The 3,046-nt window shown below is 69.6% G+C and carries 4 protein-coding genes; all 4 read right to left on the bottom strand.

From position 1 onward, the window contains the following. Window positions 1-534 (bottom strand): GTPase (locus ELR45_RS41290; protein WP_240759993.1); only part of this gene is annotated, 534 nt, incomplete at its 3' end. Window positions 535-604: 70 nt separating this feature from the next. Then, complete coding sequence (locus ELR45_RS21410; RefSeq protein WP_129668174.1) at window positions 605-1,261, bottom strand: lysophospholipid acyltransferase family protein; 657 nt, start codon at window positions 1,259-1,261, stop codon at window positions 605-607. Next, window positions 1,258-1,959, bottom strand: coding sequence for a (d)CMP kinase (gene cmk, locus ELR45_RS21405; protein ID WP_205856995.1), 702 nt, complete (start codon window positions 1,957-1,959; stop codon window positions 1,258-1,260). Before cmk ends, ELR45_RS21410 begins: the two co-directional genes overlap by 4 nt. A 102-nt stretch (window positions 1,960-2,061) precedes the next feature. After that, window positions 2,062-3,046: prephenate dehydrogenase (locus tag ELR45_RS21400; RefSeq protein ID WP_205856994.1), on the bottom strand; the 985-nt coding region annotated here is incomplete at its 5' end.

Below are 3,046 nucleotides of genomic sequence, written 5' to 3'. Positions count from 1 at the left end.
CGGCAACGCCTCGAGCACCGCGTCGAGCAGATCGCCGCTCCCCCGGCCGTGCAGTGCGGACACCGGGTGCGGCTCACCGAGCCCCAAGTTCCACAACGCCGCCGCCTCTGCCTCGCTCGCCGCGTTGTCCACCTTGTTCGCCGCGAGCACCACAGGTTTGGCTGCGCGTCGCAGCACACGGACGACGGCCTCGTCCGCGTCGGTAGCGCCGACAGTGCTGTCGACGACGAACACGACGACGTCGGCGGCGACCACCGCTACCTCGGCCTGTGCGGTGATCCGCGCGGCCATGCCCTCGCCTTCGGGATCCCAGCCACCGGTGTCGAGCAGCGTGAACGTCTGCCCCGCCCACTCCGCGTCGTAGGCGACGCGGTCACGGGTCACCCCCGGAACGTCCTCCACCACGGCTTCCCGGCGCCCCAGGATACGGTTGACCAGCGTGGACTTGCCGACGTTCGGCCGGCCCACGACCGCCACCACGGGTAACGGCGGCTGCCCGGCCTCAGCCTCGACAGTCTCGACTGGCTCACTCACACGCTCTCCTCATCACATTCCTCATGATGACCGACGGCGGCCACGACGTGTCATGGCCGGGCATCGACGATCACGAGGAGTCATCTCTCAGTATCTCGAGAGCAGCCTTGCGGTGGGAGACGAGCTCCTCGCGCAACTGCTCGGTCGCCGCCTCCAGAGCGGACCTGGTCCGGGGACCTCCAGCGGGCAATGTCACCGGTTCGCCGAAGACCACGTCCAGTCGTGCTCGCAACCGGGGCAGCCCTGCAAGGGTACGGCCTCGGGTCCCGGTTCCGCTAAAGACGACCGGAACCACGGGCGCACCCGACCGGATCGCGAACCAGGCAAGGCCCGGCCGCATCTCCGCGAAGTCCCCCGCACCGCGCGTTCCTTCCGGGAAGACCACCAGAATTCGCCCGTCGGCCAGCACGCCCATTCCTGCCTCGAGCAAGTCCCGCCCGGGCTCGTCACGGTCCAGCGGGATCTGCCCGACACCTCGCAGCACCCAGCCCATCGGACCGCGGAACAGCTCCCGTTTCGCCAGCGTGTGCACCGACCGTGGGCAGGTCGCCATCAGTAGTGGCGCGTCCAGGAAGCCGGTGTGGTGCGGAGCGATGATCACCGGCCCCGACGACGGGACATTTTCCGGCCCGTGGCGTCGCACGGACCACAACAACCGAGCCAGAACAGCGGCCAGCCAGCGTCCGACGGCCGCGCCCCGCTTGCCCGGGGTCCGTACGGCGGTCACGGTGTGATCCCGGTCCGCTTCTCCACCAGCTCAAGCACAGCACGCACCGTCTCATCCAACGTCATGTGCGACGAGTCGACCACGTCCACCCCCTCGGCGGCGTCCAGAAACCGCGCCACCGTGGAGTCGTCCGAATCCCGCCGCAGCACCTCGTCCTTGGTGGCCTCGACCGCCGACGCCGTCGACTCGCCGTGCAGCTCGCTCGCACGGCGTGCCAGCCGGGCCTGCTCGGTCGCCGTCAGCAACACGCGCACCGGCGCATCGGGCGCCACGACCGTCGTGATGTCCCGGCCCTCGATGACGACGCCGCGCTCAGCCGCGATCGCCTGTTGCTGGGCCACCAGCTCCGCCCGGATCGCCAAGTTCGTCGCGACAGCGCTTACCGCCGCGGAGATCCTGCTTTCCCGAATCTGTACGGCCACGTCGACATCCCCGACATGGATCGTGGGCCGCCGAGGGTCCAATCCCATCCGCAACGGCATGTGGCGGGCGAGGTCTGCGGCTCGATCCGTGTCGGAGAGCTCTATACCTTGGTCCAGCAGCCACCATGTGACGGCGCGGTACATCGCACCGGTGTCGAGATAACGGAGCTCGAGCGCACGAGCGACGCGCTTAGCGACGCTCGATTTGCCCGAGCCCGACGGACCGTCAATGGCGACCACGAGGTCGGACGCGGAGTATGCGGAATGCGAAGACACGACCAGAAGGGTAATCTGTCCGGCCGAATTCGGCTGCATGGCCACGCCTAGCCGATGTCCGTCGAGCTTCGGCCACGCCGCGCGCGGTGCCGAGGTCGATGATCAGCGAGGCACATTCCAGCCATGCTCGGTGAGCGCCCTACGCAGCTCGGCGTCGGTCCCCGGCCGGACATCGATCTCCACGAGACCGACCGGCTGACCTGGGCTGTGGTCGATACGCACGTCTTCCACGTTGGCTCCGGCGGCGTCGACGTCGGCGAAGAGCCGGGCAAGCTGTCCGGGACGGTCATCGACCATGACCGCCACCGTCACGAACTCCGCGTGGGCCGCGCCATGCTTGCCCGGCAGCCGGACACGGCCGTCGACACCGGTACGCATCAGCTGGTACAGAGCCGCCCGCGCGGTGTCCGGAGCTGCCAGTGCGGACAGCGTACGGTCTAGGTCGTCGCGTAGGTCGCTGAGTACCCCGTGGACCGCCTGTGCGTTGGCACTGAGGATCTCCGTCCACATCCCGGGGTCACCGCCCGCGATGCGCGTGACGTCGGCAACGCCTGGCCCGGCCAGCCGTATCTCGTGGTCTTCAGCGTCCACCAGCCGTGCCGCCATCAGCACGGACACCAGGTGCGGAGCATGCGAGACCAGCGCCACCGCCGCGTCATGGTCGGCGATCGTCATCGTCACCGGCGCCGCCCCGACCAGCCGGGCCACCGCGAGGGCGCGGGTCACAGCCTGCTGGTCGGTGTGTTCATCCGGGCAGATCACCCATGGCCGGCCTTCGAACAGGTCTGGCAGGGCGGCACCCGGGCCGGAGACCTCCCGTCCGGCCATGGGATGACTCCCGACGTATCGCGCGGCGGGCCCGCTGCGTGCACGGACCTGCGCCGCCGGTAGCGCCTTGACGCTCGCCACATCGGTGACGTACTCGGCTTCATCGCGTTCCAGGAGCTCGGCCACGACGTCGCTGACCGCCTCCGGCGGGACCGCGACAACGCCGAGCGAAGCCGGAGCATCGCCCGGTTCGCTAGCGCGGCCGGCTCCCAGCCGCACCGCCTCGGCCAGGATCTCGGCCTTGGTGTCGCGCAGCCGC

It is taken from the genome of Phytoactinopolyspora endophytica (assembly GCF_004138495.1).
GTDB lineage: Bacteria > Actinomycetota > Actinomycetes > Jiangellales > Jiangellaceae > Phytoactinopolyspora > Phytoactinopolyspora endophytica.
The sequence above is the reverse complement of the archived record's forward strand: the minus strand, read 5'-3'. Positions and strand labels throughout refer to the sequence as shown.